Origin of the sequence: Thioalkalivibrio sp. ALJ7 (assembly GCF_000376865.1) — a bacterium.
Lineage (GTDB): Bacteria > Pseudomonadota > Gammaproteobacteria > Ectothiorhodospirales > Ectothiorhodospiraceae > Thioalkalivibrio.
The window spans coordinates 142490-168689 of sequence record NZ_AQXQ01000012.1; the positions used below are offsets into that span (position 1 = coordinate 142490).

A 26200-nucleotide genomic window follows, 5' to 3' on the forward strand; every position below is an offset into this window, starting at 1 on the left:
GGTAGGATAAGCCACCCGGAATGGGGAACCTCTATCTCCGGCCCTGCTCCAAGCCACGGGTCGAGGGCTCACGCAAGCCCGCACTAGCCAACATTGAGACCTCCATGCCGAGCGCCCCACGCCGAGCCATTATCCCCATCCTGATCCTCGCCATCGCTGTAGTGGGATTCATGATCTTGCGCGCCACCGGCCCGGAGGCCCCACCGCCGGAGGCCAGTGAGCGCACCTGGCCGGTGCAGGGCCTGACCGCCGAGCCCGGCACCCACCGCCCGGGGGTCATCCTCAATGGCCGCGTCCGATCCGCCCAGGACGCTCTGCTGCGGGCAGCGGTCGAAGGCGAGATCGAGGCGGTTCCCGCACGCGCCGGGCAGCGCGTGGCCAAGGGCGACGCACTCATCCGTATCGATCCGCGGGAGGCCCAGCTGCTGCTGGATCAGCGCGAAGCAGAACGGCGCGAAATGGAGGGCGCGGTCGAGCGGGAGACCCTGCGCGCGCGCTTCGACCGCGAGGCACTGCAACGCGAACGCGATCTGATGGCGATCGCCGAACGCGGCCTGGAGCGGGCGCGCGATTTGCGTGAACGCAACCTCGGTTCGGAATCGGATGTCGACGCCGCCCGCGAACGCCTGCAGCAGGCCAGCCTCACAGTCGACAGCCGGGAACAGGCCGTGGCCGATGCCCCCATGCGGCAGGCCGAGGCCGAGGCGCGCCTGACCCGAGCCCGGGCTGCGGAGGAACAGGCTCGCATCGACCTGGAACGCACCACGATCCGCGCCCCCTTCGACGCCCGCATTGTCGAGGTCGAGGTGGCGACCGGTGAACGGGCTCGCCCCGGCGACGCCCTGCTTCGACTGTTCGCGGTCGACGACCTGGAGATCCGTGCCAGCCTGCCCGAACACCTGATTGGTCGTATCGAAGAACTGTTACAGAGTGACGCTGCCTTGCCAGCGAAGGCCGAGCGCGGCGGGCACCCGGTCGAGGCCGAGCTCGAACGTCTGGAGGGCGAGACGCGCACCGGCGAGTCCGGAATGCGCGGGGTCTTTACGGTTCGAAGCGGTGGGCGCGGACTGACCCTGAACCGTTTCGTCGAACTGCGCCTGCTGCTGCCCGAGGAACCCGACAGCCTTGCGGTCCCGTTCGAATCACTGTTTGGCCGCGACCGCGTATTCCGCGTAGTCGACGGGCGTCTGGAATCGCTGCAAGTGGAGCGCCTGGGTGACTTTATTGATGACGACGGCAACACCCTGGCCCTGATCCGAAGCCCCGAGATCGAAGCCGGTGACACCCTGATCGCCACCCGCCTGCCCAACGCGGTCGACGGCCTGCGCGTCGAGGTCGAAGAACCGGATTCCGAGCGATGAGCGAGTCCGAGCCTTCCGGTGCCGCCCCCGACAGCGGGCGGCCCATGCCCGGTGGCGGTGCGCAGGACAACGATCGCCCACCGCGGGGCCCGATCCAGCTATTCCTGGATCATCGCCTCGCGGCCAACCTGCTGATCGCGCTGATGTTGCTGGCCGGGGCCTTTGCCCTGACCAAGCTGAACACCCAGTTCTTCCCTAATTTCGAGCTCGACTTCGTGACCGTCGAGGTGCCCTGGACGGGCGCCAGTGCGGAGGATGTCGAACGCGCGATCGTGGATCCGCTGGAGCAGGACCTGCGCACGGTGGATGGCCTGCGCAACATGACCTCCACGTCGGCGCTGGGCATTGGCGTCGTGACCATGGAGTTCGAGGCCGGGACCGACATGACCCTGGCCCTGGAACAGGTCAACGACCGCGTCAACCAGCAGCGCAACCTGCCGGAAGCCGCCGAGACCCCGGTGGTGACCCGGATCATTCGCTACGAACCGGTGGCCCGCATGTTGCTGACGGGCCCCGATGACCCGCAGCAACTGCGCATCCTTGCGCGGCAATTTGAACGCGAACTGCTGGATGCCGGCATCGCGCGCATCGAGTTTACCGGCCTGACCGAAGACGAAATGGCCATCCAGGTGCCCAGCTCCGCGCTCTACCGCCTGGACATGACACTGGCCGACATCGGCGAAGAGATCCGTGCGATGGCACAGGACCTGCCGGCCGGCTCGGTGGGGCGCGACGACACCGCACGCCAGATCCGCAGCCTGGAACAGGCCCGCGACATCGTCGCCTTCGAACGCCTGGTCTTGCGCGGCGACGCCGAGCTAGGCCGACTCACCCTGGGCGATATCGCGGATATCGACCTACGCCATCGCGACGGCCAGGTGCGGGCCCGTGCGAACGGTCAACGCGCCATCGAGATGAGTTTGCTGCGCTCGGAGACCGGCGATTCGCTGGAAGCCGCACAGGTGCTGGAGGAGTGGCTGGAAGAAACCCGGTCGACCCTGCCGCCGGGTGTCGATCTGCAGGTCACCGACGCCTTCTGGGAACTGTTGTCCGAGCGCATCACCCTGCTGCTGAAGAACGGCCTGGGCGGATTGCTCCTGGTGCTCGGCATCCTGTTCCTGTTCCTCAATCGTCATATCGCCCTGCGCGTTGCGCTGGGCATCCCGATCGCCTTTACCGCCGCCTTCGTGGTGCTGTGGGTGGTTGGCGGCTCGATCAACATGATCTCGCTGTTCGGCTTCATCATGTCGTTGGGGATCATCGTCGACAACGCCATTGTGGTTTCCGAGCACGCCTACAGCCTGCACCAGCGCGGACTCTCGGCCAGCCGCGCGGCACGCGACGGGGCGCGGCGTATGGTCGGGCCGGTAATCGCCGCCTCGCTGACCACGGTGGCCGCCTTCCTGCCCCTGATGCTGATCGGGGGCGTTATTGGAAACATCCTGTTCGATATTCCGCTGGTGGTGATCTGCGTAATCGTGGCCACCTTGCTGATCGCCTTCCTGATCCTGCCCGCCCACCTCAAGGGCGTGATGCACCGGCTCAAGCCGCCGCGCCCGGGCAGCCTGCGCGAGCGCTTCGACAGTGGCTTCGAAAACTTCCGCAACGGGCCCTTCCGCCGCGCGGTCACGACTTCGGTCAATCATTCCGGCGCCACCCTTGCACTGGCGGTGGGGGCGCTGATCCTGGCGATTGGGCTGGCCGCCAGCGGGCGCATCGGCTTCACCTTCTTCCCCTCCCCCGAGGGCACCATCGTGAATGCCGGCGTCAACTTTGTCGCCGGCACCCCACCGGAACGGGTCGAGGCCTTTCTGATCCACGCGGAAGAAGCGCTGGCCGAGACCGAAGAGGCGTTTGGAGGCAATCTGGTGCGCGCCTCGGTGACCCGCCTTGGGCGTGGCATCGACCCTGGAGACGGCAACGCTCCACGCGGCGACCAGTTTGGCAACATCCAGGTGGAACTGGTGTCGCCGGAGCAGCGTGAGGTCCGCAACCGCGAGTTCATCCAGGCCTGGGAGGACCGCGTGCGCCAGGCGCCGGGGATCGAGAATTTCAGTATCGACGAGCGCCAAACCGGACCCCCCGGACGCGACCTGGAAGTCCGCCTGACCGGTGACGACCCGCACATCTTGAAGAACGCGGCACTGGAACTGGCAGAGATTTTCGACGATTTCGCCGGGACCTACGCCACCAACGACGACACGCCGTTCGGGCGCGAGCAGCTGGTGTTTCAGGTCAACGCGGAGGGCCGCGCCCTGGGACTGACCACCGAGTCGGTCGGAGCCCAGTTGCGCGACGCTTACGACGGCCATCTGGCTCAGCTCTACCAGGACGGCCTGGAAGAGGTGGAGGTACGCGTTCGCCTACCGGATCACGAACGGCACTCCAGCGAGAGCCTGGAACGCCTGAGCCTTCGCCTGCCCAGTGGCGAATTCGCCCCACTGGGCAGCGTGGTCGACCTGCGTTCGCGCCAGGGCTTCGAGACCCTGCGCCATGCGGACACCCGCCTGGCGATCCAAGTGTCCACCGAGGTCGACCGTAGCGTGAACAACGCCGCGCGCATCCGCGCGGCGCTCGAAGACGGTCCGCTGGATGACCTGGCGGCACGTTACGGTATCGAATATTCCTTCGAGGGTCGCGCGGCGGACCAGGCCGAGACCTTCGCCGACATGCGCACGGGCCTGATCCTGGCACTGGGGCTGATGTACATCACCCTCGCCTGGGTGTTCGCCTCCTGGGGCTGGCCGCTGATCGTGATGGCGATCATCCCCTTCGGCATCCTCGGGGCCCTGCTCGGACACTGGATCATGGGCGTAGAACTGACGATCCTGTCGCTGTTCGGCCTGTTCGGCCTGACCGGAATCGTGGTCAACAACTCCATCATCCTGGTCAGCTTCTACCAGGGCCTGCGCGCGGCCGGTTTGGCGCTGCAGGAGGCGATCGTCGAGGCCGCCTGTCAGCGCCTGCGCGCGGTGATCCTGACATCGGTAACGACCATTGCGGGTTTGACGCCGCTGCTGTTCGAGCGCTCGGTCCAGGCCCAGTTCCTGATCCCGATGGCCATCTCCATCGTCTTCGGCCTGGCCATCGCCACCGTCCTCGTCCTGTTTGTGATCCCGGCCCTGCTACGCCTCTACGAGGGCCTGTTCGACCGCGGCGCTACCACCACCCACCACGTCACCGAATAGCCGGCCTCCGGCCCATTATTTTCACCACGAAGCACACGAAGGCACGAAGAAGGTCAAGAGCGCTCGACAGGAAGACGCGAAGAATGGAAGAGGGACTGGGTTAAAGCGTTGAGGGTATGGCAGGCACCGGGGGCTCGAGTCGCCACCCAAGGCTCACATTCCAATCATCCTTCCGGTCTTCCAGCCTTCCTGTGACGGCCCTTAACCTGGCCCTTCTTCGTGCCTTCGTGTGCTTCGTGGTGAATCAAGCGGGCTTGGCGCGGCGGCGATCGACGAGGTGGACGGGGATGGAGGCGAGTAGCGCGGCGAGGAACAGGAACAGGCAGAACAGGATGGCATTGGCCAGCCCGAGCCAGACCTGCAGCAGCCCGATCCCGGCCAGCCCGAAGATCGCGGCCGCGCGCGCCGACAGGGCCCAGAAACCGAACCAGCGCCCGGCCTCGCGCACCGGCACCATCATCCCGACCAGCGCGCGGCCAGCCGACTGTGCCGAACCCAGGCACAGCCCGGCGACAATCCCCACGCCGAGGAACACCATCTGCGCCTCCACCGGCCGGCCCAGCAGTGCGCTCAGCCACTGCGCGATGGTCGTGGTGCCGAAGATCGCCACGACCGCCAGCGCCCACAGCGCCAGGGTCAGCCGATAGATCCGCACCGGCCCGGCACGGTCCTGCAGAAAGCCGAAACCGATGGCCCCGATAATCGCGGTAACCTGGGTGATCACGAACATCGCAATGCGCACCGGCTCGTCCCACTGGATCACCTGCGAGCCGTAGATGAAGGTGAAGGAGATGATGATGTAGATCCCGGCCATCATGAAGAAGATGGACACATACAACGCGCGCAGCTCGCGGCGCTGCCCCAGCGTGACCAGCGCCTCGCGCACCCGCCGCCAGCCCAGCCCCAGCTGCAGCCGCCGACGCATGTGCCGACGCGTGCCGCGCTCCTTCAGGAACAGGAAGGTCGGGATCGCCGAGATCAGGAAGAACACCGCGGCAAACGGCCCCACCCAGCGAATACGCTCGAAGTTCTCGGCACTGACCTCGCCCAGCAGGCCCAGGGCAAAGGCGGTGGCGATCAGCCCGCCGATATAGCCCATGCCCCAGCCCAGCCCCGAGATCCAGCCGAGCTTCTCCGGCGGCCCGAGGCTGGGCAGGAAGCTGGCGATGAAGGATTCGCCGATCGCGTAGCCGAAGTTGGACGCAATGATCAGCGCCATGCCGAACAGCACCAGCCCCGGCTCGACGAAATACAAAAGCCCCGTCGTCACCACCGTCAGGATCCACGAGGCCATCAGGAAGCGCTTGCGCGAGGCCGTTGCATCCATCACCGCCCCGGCGAACGGGGCCGCGATCACCACCATGGCGTAGCTGATCGCCAGCGCCAGGCTCCACAGCAGGTTGCCCAGGCGATAATCCGGGGCATCCCCGACGATCACCCGGGTAAACAGGTCGCCGAAGATCACCGTGATGATCAGCAACGTATAGGCCTGGTTGGCGAAGTCGAACATCGCCCACCCGAAGATCTCGCGCTTTGGGGCCGGCGCGGTCTCGGGGTAGCGCCGAATTAGCGGCATACAGGGTTCCCGATAGGCATATCGGCCGCCATGCTAACGCACCTCAGCGTTCGCGGATCACCAGCGCCTCACCGTCCGCCACAACCGCGAAATGCTCGAGGAAACTCTGGCCCAGACGCGACCGGGGCAATTCCGCATCCGGAAGGATGATCGCGCTGACCCCTGAGCGCCGCAGGACGCCCACTTGCAGGGACTCAATCCCGACCCGCTGCCCATGCACCATCCCCTGCGCTCGCTGAATCCGCACCGAGCGTCCATCGGTGCCGTCCAGACCTGCACGCTCGGCATCCGAGGCACGCAGCAGGACCGAATCCGCCTCGGGATCCACAACGAGCGTAATGGCGGTGCCGTTGATACCCGCCGTCAGCGCGTGATCGCCCCGGGAATCCCGGTGCACCCGAACCTCGGCACCGCCCTGTGCCGGATCCACCGACCGCATAGAACCCGACCGTTCGACCCGCAGCTCCTGTCGCTTGCCGCGATACTCCACCAGCGCCGCCCCGGGACTTGTGCGCAGAATTCGCAAGCCACCGGGCCCCGTCTCTCCAGCGGACACGACGGCCCGCTCGTCGCCGACCGATACCACGGCGCGATCCCCGAACACCGCATGTAACCGGAGTTCGTCCGCAGCAGCACCGAGCGGCAGCCAGAAAACGAGGACTCCGACGAACCCGATCCGCCGAAGAGTCGCGGCGACCACTGAAGCCGGTGAATGCGATAAACAAGCCATGGGTTGTTTATACCGGGTTCGGCTGAACGAAACCCAAACGCCCGTGACAGGCGCTTTTCTCTGCGCCTGCTACCATCGGGTCATTCTCATCCGCGTGGAGCTGCCGTGTCCCGCCAACCGTCCGCCGATTCGTCCAATCCCGCCCCAACCACCCATGTCGCGTTGCGTCACGCCTTCACCGTCACCGTGCTGGTGATCGGGCTCTGGCTGCTGCATATGTACCTGCGGGTCCTGCCCGAAGCCGTCATCGTCCTGCTGTGGATCGGTGCGACCCTGCTGATCGCGCTCGGTGGCTTTCGTCGTCACCGGATTCGCCGTGCGGCCTTCCTGCGCGGCTACCTGGAGCCCACCAGCAACTGGCCCCGGCGCCTGCGCGGCGGCCCCCTGATGGCCCTGCGCCACCTGATCACCGGCGCCATTCTGGGCGGACTGCTGTTGATCGCCCTGGCCCGCATTCCGGTCCAGGAGGCCTGGGCCGCATTGCTCCTCGGCGGCTTTGTACTGGTGACCGTTGAGGCGCTGTTCACCCGCAATCTGCGTGGCCATGCCCACCCACAGTTCGCCCCGGAACTGGCCCGCCGCGGCGCCCTGCTGGTCACCGCCACGCTGCTGGTCATCGCCCTGCTGATCCTGGCCCTGCAGGCGCGCTACCCGGACCTGACCGGGGCGACTCTAGAACAATCCGTGTGGTTCCTGGTCCAGCACGAGGCGGCACGCAGTCACCTGCTGGAGGCCGGCCTGCAACTGGCGGCGGCCCAGGACGCCCTGCGCCTATGGCTGGGCCAGCAATGGTTCCCCCAGGGGGTCGAGTCCCTGCCCGCCCTGCTCGGCTGGCTGCTGGTGCTCGCGGAGCAGGCCTTCCTGGCCATCGGCTTCCTGCTGCTCACCAACGGGCTCCTGCCCCTGCGCCGCGTGGACGATACCCTGGGCGATTCACGTAACGCCCCGGTGATCGAGTAGCGCCGCCGGCCGCGCGATGGTCCAGCCCAACACCTCCGCCCCCACTACCGCGCCCCAGCGGCGCGCAGGCGCCTATGCGCGCTGGGGGTGGCTGATCCTCACCCTGCTCGCGAGCGTGCTGCTGCTGTGGCTCGTTACCGAATACGAGCCCCGAAGCTGGGCGCCTGCCGAATCGCTGACCCTGCAATTGGGCGAGCAGCGCTACCAGCTCGACCGCGAGCGGCTGACCCGACTGGAACGCTTCTCCCTGGAATGGCTGGAGGCCGGTGATGCCGAAGCTCGGGACCACTGGCAGGCGCGTGTGGACCATGAACTGGACGGTCTGTTCGAAGAACTGCGCGCGCGCATCCCCGAGGTCGCCGATTATTACTTCTCGCTGGAGGCCGAGTACCACCGCCTGTGGCTGCGCGGGACCCAGTGGCTGGGTCAGACGGACCCGGAGGCACCGGCCCGGGTGTTGCGGGAGCAACTCCTGCCCGCAAGCCTGTGGGACCAGCCGTTGCAGGAGCTGGCCAGCGCGATCGAATGGGGCCTGGACGAGCAGCAGCGCCAGATCCGCGACGCCTGGCGCCTGGAACTGACCGACCGCCTCGCGGATGCCCGCATCCCCGATCCTCCCCCACGAGCCGGACAACCCGTCACGGACGAGATCGAACGCGGTCACACCCTGCACGCCGCACTGGATATCGATCTGGAACGCTTCGACCGCCGCACCGGGCTGGCCGCAACCGCCGCGGCCGGCACGGGCCTGGCCACCCCGCTGATCGCACGGGCGGTGCAAGCCCGGCTGGCCACCCGGGCCACACAGGCAGGGCTTGCGCGCAGCCTCGGGCGGGCCGGCCGCGCCGGGGCGGCCGGCTTCGGGATCTGCGCCTGGAGCGGGCCGTTCTCCCTGGGCTGTGGCATCGCCGCCGCGGGGGTCACCATCGTCGCCACCGACTGGGCCCTGCTGCGGCTGGACGAGAGCCGTCACCGCGACGACCTGGAGACCGCCTTGCACGAGGCCTTGGACGCCCTGCACGCCGAGACCCGAAAGTCCTGGCAGCAAGCCATCGAAGACCGCGTGGAGGCACGCCACACGGCCAGCCGCGAGTCCATCCGCAACACCTTCCAGCCCTGGCAAATGGAACTGGAACCATGAGCCCCAACCCCGGTTCGCCTGCGGCGTCTCGGCACCGAGCGGGGGCTGCGTTACACTCCGACCACCGATTTGACGCGCGCCCCGAACCGCCATGAAGACAACCCCCACTCGCCACAAGACCGTCCCCGTCCGCGTCGGCCATGTCACCGTCGGCGGCGACCATCCGGTCGTGGTGCAATCGATGACCAATACCGACACCGCTGATGCCCTGCGTACCGCGGTGCAGGTCGCGGAACTGGCCCGCGCCGGTTCCGAGGTCGTACGCATTACCGTCAACTCCGAAGACGCCGCCAAGGCGGTGCCGGAGATCCGCGAGCGCCTGGAAGCCATGGGCCTCGAGGTACCCCTGGTGGGCGACTTCCACTTCAACGGCCACAAGCTGCTGACCAAGTACCCGGAGTGCGCCGAGGCGCTGGCCAAGCTGCGCATTAATCCGGGCAACGTCGGGCGTGGCTCGAAGCGCGACAGCCAGTACGCGGCGATGATCGAGACCGCCTGCCGCTTCGACAAGCCGGTGCGTATCGGCGTGAACTGGGGCAGCCTGGACCAGGCCCTGCTCGCGCGCATGATGGACGAGAACAGCCAGCGCGCCGAGCCGTTGGAGCCGGAAGTAATCATGCAGGAGGCGCTGATCACCTCGGCGCTGGAGAGCGCCGCCGAGGCCGAACGCATCGGCCTGCCCCACCACCGCATCATCCTGTCCGCCAAAGTCAGTGGCGTGCAGCCACTGATTAGCGTCTACCAGGATCTGGCCACGCGCTGCGACTACCCGCTGCACCTCGGGCTGACCGAGGCCGGCATGGGCGCGAAGGGCATCGTCGCCTCCACCGCCGCGCTGGCCGTACTGCTGCAGCAGGGCATCGGCGACACCATCCGCATCTCGCTCACGCCGGAGCCCGGCGGCGACCGCACCCAGGAGGTCCTGGTCGCCCAAGAGATCCTGCAGAGCATGGGGCTGCGCAGCTTCCTGCCGTCAGTCGTTGCATGCCCTGGCTGCGGGCGCACCTCCAGCGAGTACTTCCAGCATTTGGCGCAGGACATCCAGACCTACATCCGTCATCAGATGCCGAGCTGGAAGCAGCAGTATCCGGGGGTGGAAGAGATGACCGTCGCGGTGATGGGCTGCGTGGTCAACGGGCCCGGCGAGAGCAAGCACGCCAACATCGGCATCTCCCTGCCCGGCACCGGCGAGCAGCCGGTGGCCCCGGTCTACGAAGACGGCGAGAAGACCGTAACCCTCAAGGGCGACCACATCGCCGAGGAATTCCAGGCCCGCGTCGAGGCCTACATCGAACGCCGCTACGGCTAGAAAAACTCACACTCACCACGAAGCCCACGATGGCACGAACAAAGGCGTTTGCACCACAGAGGACACAGAGAACACGGAGACAGGTCGATGGGGGTAAAGCGTTGCTCTCTGCTCAGCGGCATTCAGCCGCATCGAAACCTTCTTTAGATTGCTCTGTTTTCTCCGTGCCCTCTGTGGTGCAAACGCCCTTGACCTTGACCTTCTTCGTGTTTTCGTGGGCTTCGTGTTGAAAAACCACCCCGCGCCCGGAGGCCGACGCCGATCTCGGCACCCTTCACCCCGCCGAGACGCCGTTCAACGATTGCGTCGATGCACCAGGATCATTTCCACACCCCGGCGCTTGAACGCGGGCAGCGACTCGAGAATCCCGTGGACGTCAGCATTCGGCAGGCGTTCGCAGATCCGCGCCAGCGCGTAGTTACTCAACCCTCGCGCCAGGCGGTCGACGTCCTCTGCCGGCAGCTGCCGCACCACATGGGCCTGGGAATCCTCCGTGAGCCGCATCAGGCGCAGCCGCGCAGTGCCGGGCTCGCCCCCCTGCAGCGCACGGCTTACGACCTCCAGCGCCGCATCCGGACGCTCATCACACCAGAGGATGGGGGCCACCGCGCCCGCATCCATCCCGGGAAAATGGTTGTTGTTCAGGTTTTCTGCGTAGATCGGGTTCATCGCGTTTCTCCTCGCCAATGAGCTGGCGTCAAAAATGACGCGCAGCAACAACACGGCCGCACTCAACATGCGGAACAGAAACGTGAAGGACGGTGGCGGGAATGAAACGGTTGAACGGTGGCGAGGGATACAGGTACGTACCCACTTGCGTGCCATCGGGGATGTCGCGGCGCGCAAGAGGCAGTGAAAGGCGGGTGGCTAGATGACCCGAGTCCCCGGTGCTTCATGACGCGACAGGCGACAAAACCGCTTCAGGCCATCACCGGCCTTCACGTGTTTAGATCGACTACTGTCACTTTCCATTGATGCAATGGCCTCTGATGCTTCGGAAGTGCCCCCGGTGCAAACCGAGAACACTCAAAATTATAACTGCGGCTGCCTTTACCTGAAACCCCTCGTGCGTCGAAATTTCAGAAAAACCACACATGTCCGGCGTGCCACGGGAAAACACGGACCAACATTTGCCTGGCAGCCATGCGTCGGCTATACCGAACGATGGCCCGAGCAGACGGCTTTACGCCTCTTCCTGATGCTACAGAAAAGCCGTTTCGTTGAAGGAACGCAGCTTGCGGCTGTGGATCTCCTCGATGGGCATTTCGCGCAGCAACTCCATCGCGCGAATCCCGATCTGCAGGTGGCGGGACACCTGTGTTCGGTAAAAGCTCGACGCCATACCCGGCAGTTTCAGTTCACCGTGGAGCGGCTTGTCGGAGACGCACAGCAGCGTTCCGTAGGGCACACGAAACCTAAAGCCGTTGGCCGCGATGGTGGCGCTTTCCATATCCAGAGCGATGGCGCGGGACTGGCTGAGTCGCCTCACCGGGCCGGACTGCTCCCGCAACTCCCAGTTCCGGTTGTCGATGCTGGCGACCGTGCCGGTGCGCATGATCCGCTTGAGGTCATAGCCTTCGAGTTGCGTGATCTCCGCCACGGCATCCTGCAGCGCAATCTGAATCTCGGCCAGCGCCGGGATCGGGACCCATACGGGCAGATCAGCATCCAGCACGTGGTCCTCGCGCACATAGGCATGGGCGAGTACGAAATCCCCCAGTGCCTGGGAGCTGCGCAGCCCGGCGCAATGGCCGACCATCAGCCAGGCACGCGGACGCAGGACGGCGATGTGGTCGGTGGCGGTCTTCGCATTCGATGGCCCCACGCCGATATTGACCAGCGTGACTCCCGCGCAACCCGGTCGCTGCAGATGGAAGGCCGGCATCTGCGGCGAACGGGTCCGAGCGGGGATCGGCGCGTCGGGGTCGGTGATTACGACGTCCCCCGGCGCCACCAGCGCACTGTAGCCGTTGTCGGGATCGCGCAGCTGTGCGCGGGCGAAGGCCTCGAACTCGTCCATGTAGAACTGGTAATTGGTGAACAGGACGTGGTTCTGGAAATGCTCGGGCGCAGTGCCCGTGTAATGCGCAATCCGCGCCAGCGAGTAATCCACCCGCTGCGCGCTGAACAGGGCCAGCGGCAGGGAGCCGTCCTCGCGCGCCACGGCATCGCCGTTGGCCGCTTCGTCATTCATGGTGGCCAGATCCGGCACATCGAAATTGTCGCGCAGCGAGCGCTCCTGCCCGTCATGCTCCGGCGGCTTCACCCCACCCCTGCCGGCCATGGCAAACTGCAGGGGTATCGGCGTGGTGGAGGGACCCACGCTGACCGGGACACCATGGTTCTGCATCAGCAACGTGATCTGCTGATACAGGTAATCTCTGAAAAGATCCGGGCGGGTCACCGTGGTTGTGTAGGTACCCGGTTCCGTCACGTGACCGAAGCTCAGGCGCGCATCGATTGGATCAAAGCGCGCGGTGGAAAAACGGATTTCCGGATAGCAAGCCCTGAAACGGGCAGCCGGCGGCTCACCTCTGGAAACACCTTGAAATGCTTCGACAAGAAATTGTGTTGCGTCCGTGTAGAGCTCTTCGAGACAGGCGACCGCCTGGTCGGCATCCGTAAAAGAGCGAAACTCGGGCACCGCAGGGGTCCGAATTGGAGGCAATCTGTTCGGCGTCATCCGGATTCTCCTTTCTGTTTGGCCAGTGCCTCGGTGCCTGAATCGCATCAGCTCGGTAACAAGCATGCTTACGTGTCCAGCGCCTCGACCTCCGGTTCGTTACGGCAGTAGACATATGCCACGCCGCTCAGACGGCGATTGAGTTGCTGGAAATCGTCGAGGATCTCCCAGACCGGGTACGGCAGACCGATCTGCGTGCGCTTCGCATGGATCAGCCAGCTACTGTTCTCCTGCTTGCGTTCCAGGATCTTTCGCCCCAACTCGGGGCGTTCGCGCATCAGCATCCGGGCGACTGTATTCATCTGCTGCGAGAGTCGCGTCGCGGCCTCGGACAACACCGGGCGTGCGGCCGCTAGCGCATCGGGATGCGCCTGCAACAGCCGCTCGACATCCTCGTGCAGGTTCGTTCCCAGCGTGCGCACGATGACCGGCAGTTCGCGCATAAAGTCGTCTAGGGTCTCCTTCAGGATCTGATCGTTTGTGTCCAGCGCGTCGTCCGGAATCCCGTCCAGAAACTCCACCAGTTCGTCACGAACCTCCAGGATCTGCCAGCGCCGGTGATCCATCTCCGTCTTCAGCCCGGCAGGGAGCTGCCCCTCGGCAAGGGCGAGCATGGCCCGTTCGCGAATCAGGTGCAGTTGGTCAAACATCTTCAATGTCTCCCGCAGCACGGCGTTGAGCGCCAGCACCGGATTCTGCAGGAGCAGCGGATCGAGGCTTGTGGGTCCGGAAGGCTCGGTCATCGACGGCTCGGGGACCAGGATACGAACCCAGCGCCCCAGAACGGCGGCGAACAGGATCGCCGCGCAGGCAACCAGGTTGAACAACGTATGCCCCCAGGCCGCCTGCTGCGGCAGTGTACCGGGCAGCATTTCCAGCGATGTCAGTGGCACGTGCAGCAACACGGCGGTCAGGACCACCGCCAGCGGGCCCTTAACCAGCAAACCCGCCAGACCGAGCCTGCGTCCCTGACGATCGTTCCAGCCGGCGACCAGTACCGTCAGCACCAGGCCGATATTCGCGCCCAGTACCCACAACAACAGCATGGTCAGATCCACCTGGCCGCTGGCAACCAGGGCGAGCGCGAGCGCGATCGACGCCGTGGCACTCTGCATCATCAGTGTCAGCAACGCGGCGCCAATCAGAAACAGCAGCGGCAGCTGCCCCAGCGCAGCAAACAGATTCACAACGGCAGGATCACTGCCGAGCGCGCGCGCGGCATCCCCCAGCAGCCCCATCCCCAGCAGCATGAAACCGAAGGCCAGCAGCGCCTGCCCGACACCTCGCGGCCGCGGCGCCTCGACATACAGGAACAGGACCGCACCCAGAGCAATGAACAGGCCGGCAAACGCCTGCAGATCGAAGGACAGCACCTGAATCAGGGCCGTCGTGCCCAGTTGCGCCCCCAGCAGGACTGCCAGGACATTCTCCCAGGCGACATTTCCGCGGCGGGTCATCTGCACCGAGAGCAGTGCCGCAGCCGTGGACGACGGCATCACCACCCCACTAGCGACGCCACCAACCCATGCGCGGGGACGGGTGCGGGTAAAACCCTGCAGCCAGTCGATCAGGTCGCCCCCCATCATCCTTGCAAAGCCTTTTCGCAGAAAGCGCAGGCCAAACAGGATCAGCAGGACGCCTGCCACCAGATTGATCATTTCCATCACGGCACCTGCTCAACGGTTCAGACTCGGTTCGTGCCCTTTCAGGCATCGAAAGTGGTTGCCCGGCGCATCCGACAACAGGCCGATCACCCACGCAAACGGCTGGCGCCCAACCGACCCATGATCGAGCGGCCGGAAACCTGACGCGACCTGACTGCAGGTTATGGAATCGGCGTTGGCGAGCACAGGGCCTGTTCAGATTCAGGCCCGGAAAAAGAAACGGGCCGTACCCCGGGGCTGAGTTCCGGGAGACGGCCCGCAGGTCAAGGAAACCCGGTTTCCTTGACGTCCGGTTGGACGACCTCTCAGAAGTTCAGCGTGTATCCGGCAACCAGAAGGTCCTGCGCATCACTCTCATCGCGCGATGCGTAGGTCAGGGAGAGCGTACCAAAATCAAACGTATACGCCGCACCCAGTTCCCAGAAGGTCGCGCTGTCGTCGTCGGCCGGATCGTCATAGCCGACTCCGCCAAAGAGCTCGGTACGCGGGGCAACTTCATACTCGGCACCCAGGAACCACACGCGGCTGCCTTCGGCATCGCGATCGTCGGCGTGCAGCACATAGCTGACTTCGGCGAAGACCGGACCCCAATCGGCCCCGATAAACATCTCGCCCTCGTCTGCATCATCCAGGCGGGAGAAGTGGAAGTACTCGTACCCGAATTCTATCCCGACCGGCCCGGCGTCGAAGGCATAGCCGATGAACGGGACCACCTCGATGCCGTTTCCGCTCCCCAGCGTGGAGGCCTCCACACCGGTAAACACGCCACTCTCAAGGTCGAACTCGAAGCCGCCCTGCAACACCGGGTCGTTGTCGGACTTGGATTCCCCATTGTCGATGTAATCGGTGAACAAACCGATGTGGAAATCGGCCTCGGCCGCCTGAGCCGCCGGGAAGCCAAGGGCGAACACACCCGCCACGGCGGTGGCCAGGAGGCTGCGCGGGAATTTGCGATCAGTCATGTCAGTTCCTTTTCTATCAAGATTGGTTTACAGCGGTGTTGCCGGGGCCGCCCCCGACAACACGATCAAGATTTTCCGTTCAACCCGCCGTCGGCATGTGCGCGCTCAGCAGCCAGGCGGCCATCCCGAAGTACACGGCCAGGCCGGTGAAATCCTTGATGGTGGTGATGAACGGGTCGGCACCGGGCGCGTGATCCACGCCGATCTTCAGCAACAACCACGGCAGCAGGAAACCAAGGAGGGAGGCCGTGAAGACGGAGAAGAACAGCGCAACACCGACCACGATGCCCAGCTGCGGGATGTCGTTCGGCGCACCCTGCCAGAAGTAGGCAATCGTCCCGGCAAGCAAGGCAATAATGACCGCCATGGCCAGACCCACGGCCGCCTCACGCACCATGTGGCCGCGGAAGAAGCGGTTCAGGTTGATATGCCCCAGCGCAAGCCCGCGGGCAAAGATCGTGGTCGACTGCGTGCCGACGTTACCGCCCATATCCATCACCAGCGGGATAAAGATGGCCAGCGCCACGACCGCGGCCAAGGTGTCTTCAAAGAAGTCGATCACGCCACCCACGGCCAGACCACCGGCCAGGGTCACCATCAGGAAGGCCAGGCGCACCTTGACCGGATAGCCAATCCCCCCGGAGGTCAGCTTTTCGGAGCGAACGACATCCTTGTGATGCAGCAGATCCCCAATACCCGCCTTCTTGTAGAAGTCTTCCGAGGTGTCTTCCTCAAGCACGTCCATCGCATCATCGATGCGCAACACGCCCACCAGCAGGCCGTCCCCATCCACCACGGGTAGCCAGGGCAGGTCTGTGCGCTGCAGCAGCCGGGCGGCCTCCACCTTGTCGCTGTCAGGCTTGGTATAGAAGTCTCCCATCTCAAGGAGTTCACCTACTCGCTGTTCCGGCTTGGCACGGAATAGCCGGCCCAGGCGCACCAGCCCCTTGTAGTGGTGGTCACGATCTGTGATCAGCAGCGCCGCCCCGACATCCTCGGGCATCTTGGAGTTGTCGCGCAGCCGTGCGGTAACCTCGCCAACGGTCTCCTCCGGGGTCACCCAGAACACCGGGCGGCGCATGAAACGGGCCACGGTGTCCTCGTCCTGACGCCACAGGGTGCGGACCTGGTCACGCTTGGCGCCCGGGAGGGCGTTCAGGAAATCCTCGGAGCGCCCTTTGCCCACGAGATTCAGGGCACGCGCCAGGGTGTAGGCCGGCAGACGCTGGACCAGCTCACGCGCTGCGGGGGCCGGCATCTGCTCGAGCAGGATGGCCTGCTCTTCGTCGTCCATGGCCAGGAAGATGGCGCGACGCTCATTGAAGTCCACGCCTTCCAGCACGGTCCAGCGCGCGGCCGGTTCCAGTTCGGCGAGACGTTCGGCCGTGATGGCCGGGGCTGGGTGGATCAGCTCAGAACGGGCGCGTTCCAGCTCACCCGCGTCAATCATTTTCTGGATGATGTCGTTCATCAGTAATGCTCCTCGTACGTGTAAGAGTCATACAAAGCACGCAGGGCATTACAAAAAGAAAAAAGAATCCCGTGACCGCTGGCGGCGGTCTTTTACAAAACCCCCGTCAGCAAGACGAACACACTTTTACTTTTTCCACTGCCCTGCAGTGTTACTTCGGGCCTAGACCCGGGGTCGTCGTCTTCAGGTGCTGGCATGGCAGCCTCCTGTTGGTTGGCTGGTTAAGAGAAAACGGACACGCGCACAGCAATACGCACCCCGCTCCACCGGAGACACGCAGAGCGTTCCCCGATTCGGGCAGAGGCGGAATATTATCGAACGGCATGAAACCGAGCGCGGCGCACAAGGGCTGGCGCAGCACGGAGTTAAGGCTGGGGAGGCGCCCGTCGTAACGGACAGTAGGGGAAAGGACTTGTCACCCCCGGAATCACGCATATCGCTGACACCGGGGATACACCACCGAATTACCGGATGGCGGGACCCCGCTGGCAACGATATGCACGCTCGCACTGACCACCGGCCCTACGCTCATGCATCCATCGACAACAGTCCATTGACATACCTCTGCTACTAAGATGGTCGAAATTGTAACTTCGCATATTCAATGGCGCAACCCTGAAAAGTAAAATTTTACCCGTCACTTTTATCCAAACCTTTGTATCAGCGCCTTCAGCTCGGCGGCCTGAGCCTGCATGCGGGCGCTGGCATCGCGCGCATGCTCCGAAACCGCACCGGTCTCGCTGGCCACGTCGCGGATCGAGGTCACGTTGCGATTAATCTCCTCGGAGACCGCGCTTTGTTCCTCGACGGCCGTGGCGATCTGGGTATTCATCTCGGTGATCTGGGCAACGACCTCGCGGATCGTCGCCAGCGATTCGCCTGCCGCCTGCGCCTTTTCCACCCCGTCGGCGGCCTGCTCCTGACTGGCCCGCATCGCGGACATTGCCTCGCGGGCGCCACTTTGCAGGGTCTCGATCATTTTGCGGATGGTCACAGTGGACTCGTCGGTGCGCTGCGACAACGAACGCACCTCGTCCGCCACGACCGCAAAGCCGCGGCCGTGCTCGCCGGCGCGCGCGGCCTCGATCGCGGCGTTGAGCGCCAGCAGATTGGTCTGCTCGGCGATCTCGCGGATCACGCTCAGAATCTTGTCGATTTCCTCGGTGCTGGCCTCCAGCTTGCCCAGCTTCTCGGCTGTCGCCTCCACCTCGGCCGCCATGCGGTTGATCACGGATACCGTATCGTTCACGACGTCCTGCCCGGCGCCGGTCTCCTTCTCGGCGTTGTTGGCAGCCTCGGCGGCGCGGGCGGAGTTGCTCGCCATCTCATGGATGGTCGAGGTCATCTCGTTCATCGCGGTGGCGACCTGGTCGATCTCGTTTTGCTGGCGCTCCACGCCAGAGGCGGTCTGGTCCACGCTGCTGGTCATGGATTGGGCATCATCGTTCACCTCGTCGGCCTTGTCCGCGACCCGGCCCAACACGGTGCGCAGCTTCGCCTCGCCGAACTGCTGCACCAGTTCCAGCGAGGCGCTGTCGTCGCGGCGTCCGGTGTAGATCGACTCCATCACCGGGTTGTCGAACTGCTCCCGGGCCCGATTAACCGCCTGGCGGATTCCGGAAGTGAATGCCAGCGACGCGATGCCGCCCGCGGCAAAAATCAATACCAGCAGGCCCGCCTGCACGAGTGGCGAGGACACCAGAAACACCGCCGCAAGCGCCAGCAGGAAGCCGACAATCCAGGTCCCGGCGAGGCGCCAGGTAAGGCCGTGGTACCAGCGCCGGGCGAAGCTCCGACCCCGCAGGATCGCGGCATACACCTTCTCCGCTCGGGCGACATGCTCGCGCTCGGGGATCGCGCGCACCGACTCGTAGCCGGTCTTGCGGCCGTGCTCGTAGGCGGGGGTCACGAAGGCGTCCACCCAGTAATGGTCGCCGTCCTTGCGGCGGTTCTTGACGATGCCCATCCAGGCCCGGTCGGCCTTCAGGGTCTCCCACATATTCGCGTAGGCAGCCTCGGGCATATCCGGGTGGCGGACGATGTTATGAGCTGAGCCCTCCAACTCCGACCACTCGAAGCCACTGACATCCACGAAGTCATCATTGGCAAAACGGATACGCCCCTTCTCGTCGGTGGCAGAGATCAGGTCGCCGTGCTGATCAATCGAGTATTCCGTCTGGGTAACGGGCAGGTTCTTGCGCATGTCGCACGTCCTTTAGATTTAGCTGCGGGCGCGAGACCCGCGAAATCCGCCATACGCCGTGATCAACCTTCACAAAGGCGCGGATTTTGATCGCCCATATGCGTCTGTTTATCAGTATCGGCCGCCCCGCGAAGGACTTGAGCCAAAAGCCCGGCTCAAGGATCCCTCAGGGGTCAACGGGACGCGCGGCCGCCGCCAGCACGCGACGAAAATCCTCGAAGGCGGCCGGGGTCAGATCCAGCTCGCGCGCACGCCGGTCGGCATAGACCATGCCCAGCACGCGGTCGCCGTCGCACAGCCGAGCCACCAGACAGTCCACCCCGCCGGTCAGGCGGCGGACGGCAGCGGGCATCTCGTCATGGATGCGCTGGCGATCCCACCACTGGGCGGCGTCCTCCTCCAGGACCCGACCCAGCGGTCCGAGCGCGGACCGGTTGATCACAAAGTGGCTGAACTCCGGTTCGTGCAGGGTCCCGACCAGGTGCTCGGCGCGTAGACTCTCCCCATCGCGGGACAGACGGGCGAACACCACCCGGTTCAACCCCACGCCGAACTGCATCACCCGCAGCATTCTGCGGATTCGGGCCTCGCGATTCGTCTCCTGCTCGAGCGCGCGAAGTCCGGTCTCCAGCAGGTCTGCACGTGGCATCAGGGCCAGGCGCGGGCGATAGCGCTCGCTCAGCCAGACGCGACCGGGGATCTGCGGGTCCAGCGGCGCCCGCTGATAAACGGCGACATCCACGTTAAAACGCTCGATGATCGCGCCCACCCGGTCCGCGGCCTCCTTGTCCGTCAGCCCCATCAGACCGGCCAGCAGCCCAAGGTCCCGATCGCCGCGTCCGGTGTCCATGCCGCGGAAGACCTGCCAGGCCACGGCACTCGCGACCATGACCTCATAGGCCCGGTGATGGGCCGCGTTGACCGCGCGCAGCGTGCCCTGAACCAGTTCCGGCAGCGCCATCTGCTCCGCCATGGCGCGCGACAGGTCGTCCGTCGCATACCCCAGCGCGGCGTAGCTGGCCTCGTCCGGCAGGGCACTGAGCTCCAGCATCTCGAGCAGCCGATCCAGGCGCGGCTCGCCCTCGGACAGCAACGCCAGAAGGCCTAGCTGGTTCAGCAGGGCCGCCAGGGCCACCTCGCCCGGCTCGGTGTCGTGGCGCTTGTGCGCAATCTCGCCTGCGATCATTGCTGCCAGCCGCGACTGCGCCGCCAGCTCGCGATAGGCCTGGGGTCTCGTGACCACATCCTCGACGCGCGGGGCCTCGGCCGCCTCCCGGTGCACGTTCTCCAGGCCCAGCATGGAAATCGCGTCGCCCACCGAGTGCACTTCCTGGCGCAGACCGCGACGCGAGGCGTTGGCCCGGCGCACCAGGCGCAGGCTCAGGCCGGGATCGCGCTCGGCGTAGCGCGCCAGTTCGCGCAGGGAACGATTCACCAGGGCATCCGGGTCCGCAAACACCGCATCGCTGGCTTCCAGAATCGGCCATTCCAGCGCCGCCAGGCGCGCGGCCTCTTCCATGTAGGGCGCGTCCTTGTCCAGGGACATGCTGTACCTCGCGCAGGGGAGTCGTTATCGTAAAGCCCGTCAACTATAGCAATGCATGCGGACGGATGGCCTGTCCGACATGGCGCTTAAGCAACGTGGGGTCAGGGTCCGTGAAGTATTTGCTTGGTATCGTCATCGTTTTTTCATCGGTCTTCGGTGGATACTACTTTCATGGCGGCGACCTCCGGGTCATGTGGCAGCCCTACGAGTACTGGATCATCGGGGGCGCGGCGCTCGGGGCATTCCTGATCGCCAACCCGCCCCGAGTCGTCATCACCGTCTTCAAGTCCATCCCCAGCCTGATGAAGGGCAGCAAGTACAAGTCGGACGACTATCTCGACCTGCTGGCCATGATGTACAAGCTGTTCACCAAAGCCCGAAAAGAGGGCCTGATGGCGGTGGAAGCCGACATCGAGGAGCCGGAAGAAAGCGAGGTCTTCAAGGCCCACCCCCGGGTCCTGCAGGATCACCATGCGATGGAGTTCATCACCGACTACATGCGCCTGATTATCTCCGGCAGCATGAACCCGCATGAACTCGATGCCCTGATGGACCTGGACCTCGAGACCCACCACGAGGAATCGCACCAACCGGCCCACGCGGTTCACCGCGTGGCGGAGGCCCTCCCCGGCTTCGGTATCGTGGCTGCGGTTCTGGGCATCGTGATGACAATGGGCAAACTCGACGGCTCCATCGCGGAGATCGGCTCCAGCGTGGCGGCTGCCCTGGTCGGCTCGTTCCTCGGGATTCTGCTGGCCTACGGCTTTGCCGGGCCGACCTCGACCGCTCTCGAATCCCGCGCACAGGAGGAAGCCAAGTTCCTGCAGTGCATCAAGGCCTGCATCCTCGCCAATGTCCAGGGCTATAGCCCTCAGGTCGCGGTGGAGTTCGGTCGCAAGACCATGGAAAGCGCGATGCGCCCAAGCTTCTCCGAACTGGAAGAGTACGTGAAGGGGGCCTGACGGCCTCCGGATCACTACCATGGGAGTCGAAGACAAGACCCAGCCGATCATCGTCAAGAAGAAGGTGGTCCAGGGCGGCCACCACGGCGGCGCGTGGAAGATCGCTTTCGCCGACTTCACGCTCGCGATGATGGGCTTCTTCCTGGTGATGTGGCTGCTCGTTGCGCTGGATGACGACCAGCGCGCCGGGATCTCGGAGTACTTCCAGAATCCCTCCGCCTTCGTGGGCGAAGCTCCCGCACCGGGCCAGGCGCCCGGCGACGGAACCGGCGTGGACCCATCGATCATCGACTTCGAGGGCATGCCGGAACTCATTCAGGACCCGGAGGCCATGGAGGCCCCTACGGGCATCGATGAAGAAATCCTCGACGAGCTGGCCGAGGCGCGCGACCGCGAGGCCCTGGAGACCCTGCAGGAAGCGCTGGAGGAGGCCCTGGACCAGAGCCAGGCGCTCGAGCCCTTTAAGGACCAGCTGCTGCTGGACATCACACCCGAGGGCCTGCGCATCCAGATCATCGATCGCGAGAACCGGCCGATGTTCGACAGCGCCAGTGCGCGCCCGCTGGATCACGCGGACGCGATCTTGCGCGAGCTGGCCGGCCTGATTAATCAGGTGCCCAATCGGGTCTCGATCACCGGCCACACCGACGCCCGGCCCCTGCTGCGCCCGGACTACACCAACTGGGAGCTCTCGGCCGACCGCGCCAACGCCGCGCGCCGCGCCCTGATCGCCGGCGGCACCGAACCCGACCAGATCGCGCGGGTCGTCGGCCTGGCCGCCAGCGTGCCCTTCAACCGCGACGATCCGGAGGCCGCGATCAACCGGCGGATCACGCTGATTGTGCTGAATCAGGAAGCGGAAGAGGCGATGTACCGCAGCCTCGAAAGCGAAGGGGCCGCCCCGGAAACGCTCCGCGACAGCCCGGAACCCTCCGGCGACGGGGCCGGCTAGGGAAACACTGATCCATGTACACACTCCCGTTGGTACCCCAGGTTTTCCGAGACAAGGGGCGGTGCGCAGCCGGTAGTGGTTCTACCGGCCCGTTTTTGACTAAAACGGGCCGCAACGCAGGATCGGAGAACCTGGGGTGCCAACCCCACAATTTAATCAACGAAGGGGCTCGGCCTCTTTTGCGCGCGAACGGCGTTGCGGCTCCCTTGTGCAGAATGACTGCACGGCGGTCACCGCGCCTTGTTCGCACGCAAAAGCGACTCGAGCGTGAGCGCGTACATGGATCAGTGTTTACCTAGCATGCAGCGGCACCAGGACATCCCGCTCAACCTGATCACCGGGTTTCTCGGTGTCGGCAAGACCACCGCCATCCGCCACCTGCTCGCCCAGCGCCCGGAGGGCGAACACTGGGCCGTGCTGGTCAACGAGTTCGGCGAGATCGGCGTGGACGGCGGCCTGCTGGCCGATACCGGCGTCGCCCTAGAGGAGATCCCCGGCGGCTGCCTATGCTGTGTCTCCGCCCAGATGTTCACCGTCGGGCTAAACCGGCTGATCCGCAGCCAGAAGCCCGACCGCATCCTGATCGAACCCACCGGCCTCGGCCACCCGGCACAGATCATCCGCACCCTGACCGAGCCGCCCTATGCCGGTGTACTCGACCTACGCGCGACCGTGACCTTGATGGACGCACGCCACCTGGCCTCACCCCGCCATCGCGAACACCCCAACTGGCAGGATCAGATCGCCCTGGCGGACGTGCTGCTGGCCAACAAGGCGGACCTCTACAGCGATGACGACCGCGAGGCACTCCAGACCTTTGTCGCCGCCATGCCCGCGCCGCGACCGGTGGTGGTCGAAACCACCCACGGGCGCATCGAGCGCGAGTGGCTGGACCGGCCGCGACTGGACCGGGGTGGCGCCCTGTTTCCCGAGGCCCGAGCGTTTCTCGACACCGTGACCGAGCAGACCGATCACGGGCATGACCATGCCCACGATCATGAGCATGAGCACGATCACGGGCATGACCACGCCATGCCCACAGTGGACGAATGGGTCACCATCGACACCCGCGGCGATGGCTACATCGGCCGCAGTTGGCTCCTCCCGGAAGGCCAGACCATCGACCACGCGACCTTGGCGAACCTGGTCGACGGCTTTACCGGCGATCGGCTGAAGGGTCTCGTCGAGACCGAGCGAGGGTGGCACCGCCTCAATCGCGTGGATGTCCAGGGCGGCCTTGAGCCCATGAAGGCACCCAGCACGCCTCTGCGCCCTCGCATCGAAGCGATCCTGCCCGAGTCCGATGCCGCCGCTCTGGACCACCTCGCGCAGACGCTCGAGCACGCCCAACGCGCTACCCACCCAACATAGGATGCAATTGAGCGCAGCGAAAGGCATCAACACCGCCCACCAAGGCGATTACACCAAACGCTGACCGATGCATTCCGCTTCGCTCAATGCATCCTACAAGCCAGGTGGTGCCAACCAGGCGGGGTCGAGGAAGAACAGGACCGTGATCGCCGCGCCGATCGCAGTCACGGCGTGGCGGTAGCCCGCCTCGGGCAGACGGCGCACCAGGACAATACCGAGGCGCGCGCCCAGAATCGCGCCAGCCCCGACCGCCAGCAACCCGGTCGCCACGACCTGACCGCCCGCGACGTACACCACCACGGCCATCAGCGTGAGTACGGAGGACAGGAGATTCTTCACCGCGTTCGCCCGCGCAAGATCCACGACACCCTGGCCACGCAGGATCGCCAGCAACAGGATGCCCACCCCGCCGTTGAAATAGCCGCCATAGGCGCAACCCAGCCCGGCCCCCATTACGCGCAGTGGACCGGGCTGGGCCCGCGCGGCCTGGCGCTGCAACCAAGGCTCCAACGCAAACAAGAGCGTCGCCAGCAACAATAACCAAGGGATCAGTGCGCGGAAGCGGGCATCACCGGTCAGCAGCAGAATAGCGGCCCCGATGGCCCCACCGAACATGCCTGCCAGCAACAGCGCCCAGGCCAATCGACCACCCAGGCCTACCCAGGCTTCGCGCAACCGCCGGCGATCCACCAGCACGCTGGCGAGATAGCCGGGTAGAAGCGCCGCAGTGCCCGTGGCATTCGCGGCCACGGGCGGCACGCCGACGCTCATCAAGGCCGGCAGGGTCAGGAAACTGCCGCCACCAGCGACGGCATTCAGCAGGCCGGCGAAGAATCCAGCGGCGAGGAGCAGCAGCGCCAGGCCGGAAACATCAAAGTCCATGCCGGATCAGACGACCTGGCGATCGCTGAACTCGGCGCGATAGAACCACTCGTTGCCCGGCAACGAATTGGGGTTGGGGAACACGATGAACCCGGGCTCCGGGGCGCGCACCTCGGCACCATCGGCCCGGATACCGATCAGGTCGCCCGCCTCCAGCGGATCAAAGCTCTTCCACTCCCGCGCGAAACGGTCGTCCGGATGATCCCGATCGACCACCTCGACCAGACGCAGCACCTCCGGGTTCGCCTGGCCTGGTGTGGCCGGGGCGTCCAGCATCCCCAGGTGGGCCAGCGTATTGAGGATCGCGTTGTAGGCCACCATCGGCGCGCCGGGGTCGTCATGCTGACCGCACTCCAGCGTCACGCCATAGCCGCCCTGCGAGCGCATGTACTCGGTCGTGCCGATACCGTAACTGGGGTCGGTGGAGAGCATCTGCGCCCGCTGACTGGCATTCGGGTTCTTCATCCGCCGCGCGACACCGCGAGCATAGCTGTCCAACCACCCCTCGACCATGCGCTGCGGCCCCAAACACGCAGCCAACGCCTCTTCCTCGCGCGCGTGCGCAAAGCCCTCCAGCTCGCCCGCGTTATTGCGCGGGCCGAGCATAATGAACGGCTGCCCACCAGTGTGGAACGAGTGCAGATCCAGCAACACGTCATGCGCCGCCAACAGCGGGCACAGAACATTGGCGATGCGGTCCTCAAAATCTTGCGGGTCGTCCGTCACGCGCAGGTTGCGGTTCAGATTGCGCTCGCCCATACGCTGACCGAGCCGATAGGCCAGCGGGTTGGTGCGTGGAACCAGCGTCAGCTGCCCGCGCAGCAGACGACGTTCACCCGATTCCAGCTCCTCGTTCAGGCGCTCGGTTGCCTGGGTCCCGCAGGTCTCGTTGCCGTGCACCGCCCCCAGCACAACCAGACGCGGCCCCGGCTCCAGGCCGTGGAAGGTAATGGAACGCATCGCGGTGGGATGAGCCGGGTCGGGCATCGGGCAACTCCAGACAGTCAATGGCGGAAGAAAGGCTACTCGAGCCACCCCACGAAAGCCATGCCAAATCGGGCTTCACGGTCCACGGTACATGTGGCCGACGTCGTCCTGAGAGGTTCCACTCAATCGGCCGGATTGTGAGACAGCATCAAAATCTTCGTTGAACTCACAGCAGCCGGGAAAGCCACCCATCGCCGCTCCCAAAACCTTCCCGAGTTCCTTACCTTCCTGTAACCCGTTCTTGACCTAGCC

At 65.2% G+C, this 26200-nt stretch carries 19 protein-coding genes; 8 read left to right on the top strand and 11 right to left on the bottom strand.

Annotation, left to right across the window (positions count from 1 at the left end; all coding sequences use genetic code 11):
• Positions 1-104 precede the first annotated feature (104 nt).
• Both D002_RS0109355 and D002_RS0109360 read left to right on the top strand, forming a co-directional pair.
• Positions 105-1361: an efflux RND transporter periplasmic adaptor subunit gene (locus tag D002_RS0109355; protein WP_018141657.1), complete on the top strand. Its 1257-nt coding sequence runs from the start codon at positions 105-107 to the stop codon at positions 1359-1361.
• The gene (locus D002_RS0109360; protein ID WP_018141658.1) at positions 1358-4549 is read left to right on the top strand and encodes an efflux RND transporter permease subunit; all 3192 of its coding nucleotides are present in this window, start codon (positions 1358-1360) and stop codon (positions 4547-4549) included. Before D002_RS0109355 ends, D002_RS0109360 begins: the two co-directional genes overlap by 4 nt.
• A 244-nt stretch (positions 4550-4793) precedes the next feature.
• Here D002_RS0109360 and D002_RS0109365 read toward each other — a convergent pair whose 3' ends face one another.
• Both D002_RS0109365 and D002_RS0109370 read right to left on the bottom strand, forming a co-directional pair.
• On the bottom strand, positions 4794-6125 hold the full coding sequence (locus D002_RS0109365; protein ID WP_018141659.1) for an MFS transporter: 1332 nt from the start codon (positions 6123-6125) through the stop codon (positions 4794-4796).
• Positions 6126-6168: 43 nt separating this feature from the next.
• Positions 6169-6855, bottom strand: coding sequence for a TIGR02281 family clan AA aspartic protease (locus tag D002_RS0109370; RefSeq protein WP_081610848.1), 687 nt, complete (start codon positions 6853-6855; stop codon positions 6169-6171).
• 105 nt (positions 6856-6960) lie between these two features.
• Here D002_RS0109370 and D002_RS0109375 point away from each other — a divergent pair, with 105 nt between their 5' ends.
• The 3 genes from D002_RS0109375 to ispG all read left to right on the top strand — a co-directional run bounded on the left by D002_RS0109375 (position 6961) and on the right by ispG (position 10265).
• Positions 6961-7815, top strand: coding sequence for a hypothetical protein (locus D002_RS0109375; RefSeq protein WP_018141661.1), 855 nt, complete (start codon positions 6961-6963; stop codon positions 7813-7815).
• A gap of 16 nt (positions 7816-7831) precedes the next feature.
• A complete protein-coding gene (locus D002_RS0109380) occupies positions 7832-8956 on the top strand; it encodes a hypothetical protein (protein ID WP_018141662.1) in 1125 nt (374 codons plus the stop codon).
• A gap of 91 nt (positions 8957-9047) precedes the next feature.
• Positions 9048-10265 carry a flavodoxin-dependent (E)-4-hydroxy-3-methylbut-2-enyl-diphosphate synthase gene (gene ispG, locus D002_RS0109385; RefSeq protein WP_018141663.1) on the top strand — a complete coding sequence of 406 codons (1218 nt, stop codon included), beginning with the start codon at positions 9048-9050 and terminating at the stop codon, positions 10263-10265.
• Between the two features lie 294 nt (positions 10266-10559).
• Here the strand turns inward: ispG and D002_RS0109390 are convergent, their stop codons facing one another.
• From D002_RS0109390 to D002_RS0109420, 7 genes are all read right to left on the bottom strand, one after another.
• Positions 10560-10934 carry a magnesium transporter MgtE N-terminal domain-containing protein gene (locus D002_RS0109390; protein WP_018141664.1) on the bottom strand — a complete coding sequence of 125 codons (375 nt, stop codon included), beginning with the start codon at positions 10932-10934 and terminating at the stop codon, positions 10560-10562.
• A 532-nt stretch (positions 10935-11466) separates the two neighbouring features.
• Positions 11467-12948 (bottom strand): AMP nucleosidase, encoded by a 1482-nt coding sequence (locus tag D002_RS0109395; protein WP_026181638.1) that lies wholly within the window; start codon positions 12946-12948, stop codon positions 11467-11469.
• 68 nt (positions 12949-13016) lie between these two features.
• Positions 13017-14612 carry a Na/Pi cotransporter family protein gene (locus D002_RS0109400; protein ID WP_018141666.1) on the bottom strand — a complete coding sequence of 532 codons (1596 nt, stop codon included), beginning with the start codon at positions 14610-14612 and terminating at the stop codon, positions 13017-13019.
• 305 nt (positions 14613-14917) lie between these two features.
• Positions 14918-15574, bottom strand: a complete 657-nt coding sequence (locus tag D002_RS0109405; RefSeq protein ID WP_018141667.1) for a TorF family putative porin — start codon at positions 15572-15574, stop codon at positions 14918-14920.
• Positions 15575-15653: 79 nt separating this feature from the next.
• A complete protein-coding gene (gene mgtE / locus D002_RS0109410) occupies positions 15654-17045 on the bottom strand; it encodes a magnesium transporter (RefSeq protein WP_018141668.1) in 1392 nt (463 codons plus the stop codon).
• A 643-nt stretch (positions 17046-17688) separates the two neighbouring features.
• Positions 17689-19248, bottom strand: coding sequence for a methyl-accepting chemotaxis protein (locus D002_RS0109415; protein WP_018141669.1), 1560 nt, complete (start codon positions 19246-19248; stop codon positions 17689-17691).
• A 166-nt stretch (positions 19249-19414) separates the two neighbouring features.
• Positions 19415-20794 carry an HDOD domain-containing protein gene (locus tag D002_RS0109420; RefSeq protein WP_018141670.1) on the bottom strand — a complete coding sequence of 460 codons (1380 nt, stop codon included), beginning with the start codon at positions 20792-20794 and terminating at the stop codon, positions 19415-19417.
• A gap of 110 nt (positions 20795-20904) precedes the next feature.
• Between D002_RS0109420 and motA the strand changes: the two genes are divergently transcribed.
• The 3 genes from motA to D002_RS0109435 all read left to right on the top strand — a co-directional run bounded on the left by motA (position 20905) and on the right by D002_RS0109435 (position 24079).
• A complete protein-coding gene (motA, locus tag D002_RS0109425) occupies positions 20905-21756 on the top strand; it encodes a flagellar motor stator protein MotA (protein WP_026181639.1) in 852 nt (283 codons plus the stop codon).
• A gap of 19 nt (positions 21757-21775) precedes the next feature.
• On the top strand, positions 21776-22708 hold the full coding sequence (gene motB / locus D002_RS0109430; protein ID WP_018141672.1) for a flagellar motor protein MotB: 933 nt from the start codon (positions 21776-21778) through the stop codon (positions 22706-22708).
• Positions 22709-23008: 300 nt separating this feature from the next.
• Positions 23009-24079, top strand: coding sequence for a GTP-binding protein (locus D002_RS0109435; protein ID WP_018141673.1), 1071 nt, complete (start codon positions 23009-23011; stop codon positions 24077-24079).
• A 93-nt stretch (positions 24080-24172) separates the two neighbouring features.
• Here D002_RS0109435 and D002_RS0109440 read toward each other — a convergent pair whose 3' ends face one another.
• Both D002_RS0109440 and D002_RS0109445 read right to left on the bottom strand, forming a co-directional pair.
• Positions 24173-24961, bottom strand: coding sequence for a sulfite exporter TauE/SafE family protein (locus tag D002_RS0109440; protein WP_018141674.1), 789 nt, complete (start codon positions 24959-24961; stop codon positions 24173-24175).
• A 6-nt stretch (positions 24962-24967) separates the two neighbouring features.
• Positions 24968-25948 (bottom strand): M14 family metallopeptidase, encoded by a 981-nt coding sequence (locus D002_RS0109445; protein WP_018141675.1) that lies wholly within the window; start codon positions 25946-25948, stop codon positions 24968-24970.
• Positions 25949-26200: the final 252 nt, after the last annotated feature.

Excerpts from the sequence above, each read along its gene's own strand:
- D002_RS0109355 (WP_018141657.1), top strand. The coding sequence starts at position 105 with ATGCCGAGCGCCCCACGCCGAGCCATTATCCCCATCCTGATCCTCGCC.
- D002_RS0109360 (WP_018141658.1), top strand. The coding sequence starts at position 1,358 with ATGAGCGAGTCCGAGCCTTCCGGTGCCGCCCCCGACAGCGGGCGGCCC.
- D002_RS0109365 (WP_018141659.1), bottom strand. The coding sequence starts at position 6,125 with ATGCCGCTAATTCGGCGCTACCCCGAGACCGCGCCGGCCCCAAAGCGC.
- D002_RS0109370 (WP_081610848.1), bottom strand. The coding sequence starts at position 6,855 with ATGGCTTGTTTATCGCATTCACCGGCTTCAGTGGTCGCCGCGACTCTT.
- D002_RS0109380 (WP_018141662.1), top strand. The coding sequence starts at position 7,832 with ATGGTCCAGCCCAACACCTCCGCCCCCACTACCGCGCCCCAGCGGCGC.
- ispG (WP_018141663.1), top strand. The coding sequence starts at position 9,048 with ATGAAGACAACCCCCACTCGCCACAAGACCGTCCCCGTCCGCGTCGGC.
- D002_RS0109390 (WP_018141664.1), bottom strand. The coding sequence starts at position 10,934 with ATGAACCCGATCTACGCAGAAAACCTGAACAACAACCATTTTCCCGGG.
- D002_RS0109395 (WP_026181638.1), bottom strand. The coding sequence starts at position 12,948 with ATGACGCCGAACAGATTGCCTCCAATTCGGACCCCTGCGGTGCCCGAG.
- D002_RS0109400 (WP_018141666.1), bottom strand. The coding sequence starts at position 14,612 with ATGGAAATGATCAATCTGGTGGCAGGCGTCCTGCTGATCCTGTTTGGC.
- D002_RS0109405 (WP_018141667.1), bottom strand. The coding sequence starts at position 15,574 with ATGACTGATCGCAAATTCCCGCGCAGCCTCCTGGCCACCGCCGTGGCG.
- mgtE (WP_018141668.1), bottom strand. The coding sequence starts at position 17,045 with ATGAACGACATCATCCAGAAAATGATTGACGCGGGTGAGCTGGAACGC.
- D002_RS0109415 (WP_018141669.1), bottom strand. The coding sequence starts at position 19,248 with ATGCGCAAGAACCTGCCCGTTACCCAGACGGAATACTCGATTGATCAG.
- D002_RS0109420 (WP_018141670.1), bottom strand. The coding sequence starts at position 20,794 with ATGTCCCTGGACAAGGACGCGCCCTACATGGAAGAGGCCGCGCGCCTG.
- motB (WP_018141672.1), top strand. The coding sequence starts at position 21,776 with ATGGGAGTCGAAGACAAGACCCAGCCGATCATCGTCAAGAAGAAGGTG.
- D002_RS0109435 (WP_018141673.1), top strand. The coding sequence starts at position 23,009 with ATGCAGCGGCACCAGGACATCCCGCTCAACCTGATCACCGGGTTTCTC.
- D002_RS0109440 (WP_018141674.1), bottom strand. The coding sequence starts at position 24,961 with ATGGACTTTGATGTTTCCGGCCTGGCGCTGCTGCTCCTCGCCGCTGGA.
- D002_RS0109445 (WP_018141675.1), bottom strand. The coding sequence starts at position 25,948 with ATGCCCGACCCGGCTCATCCCACCGCGATGCGTTCCATTACCTTCCAC.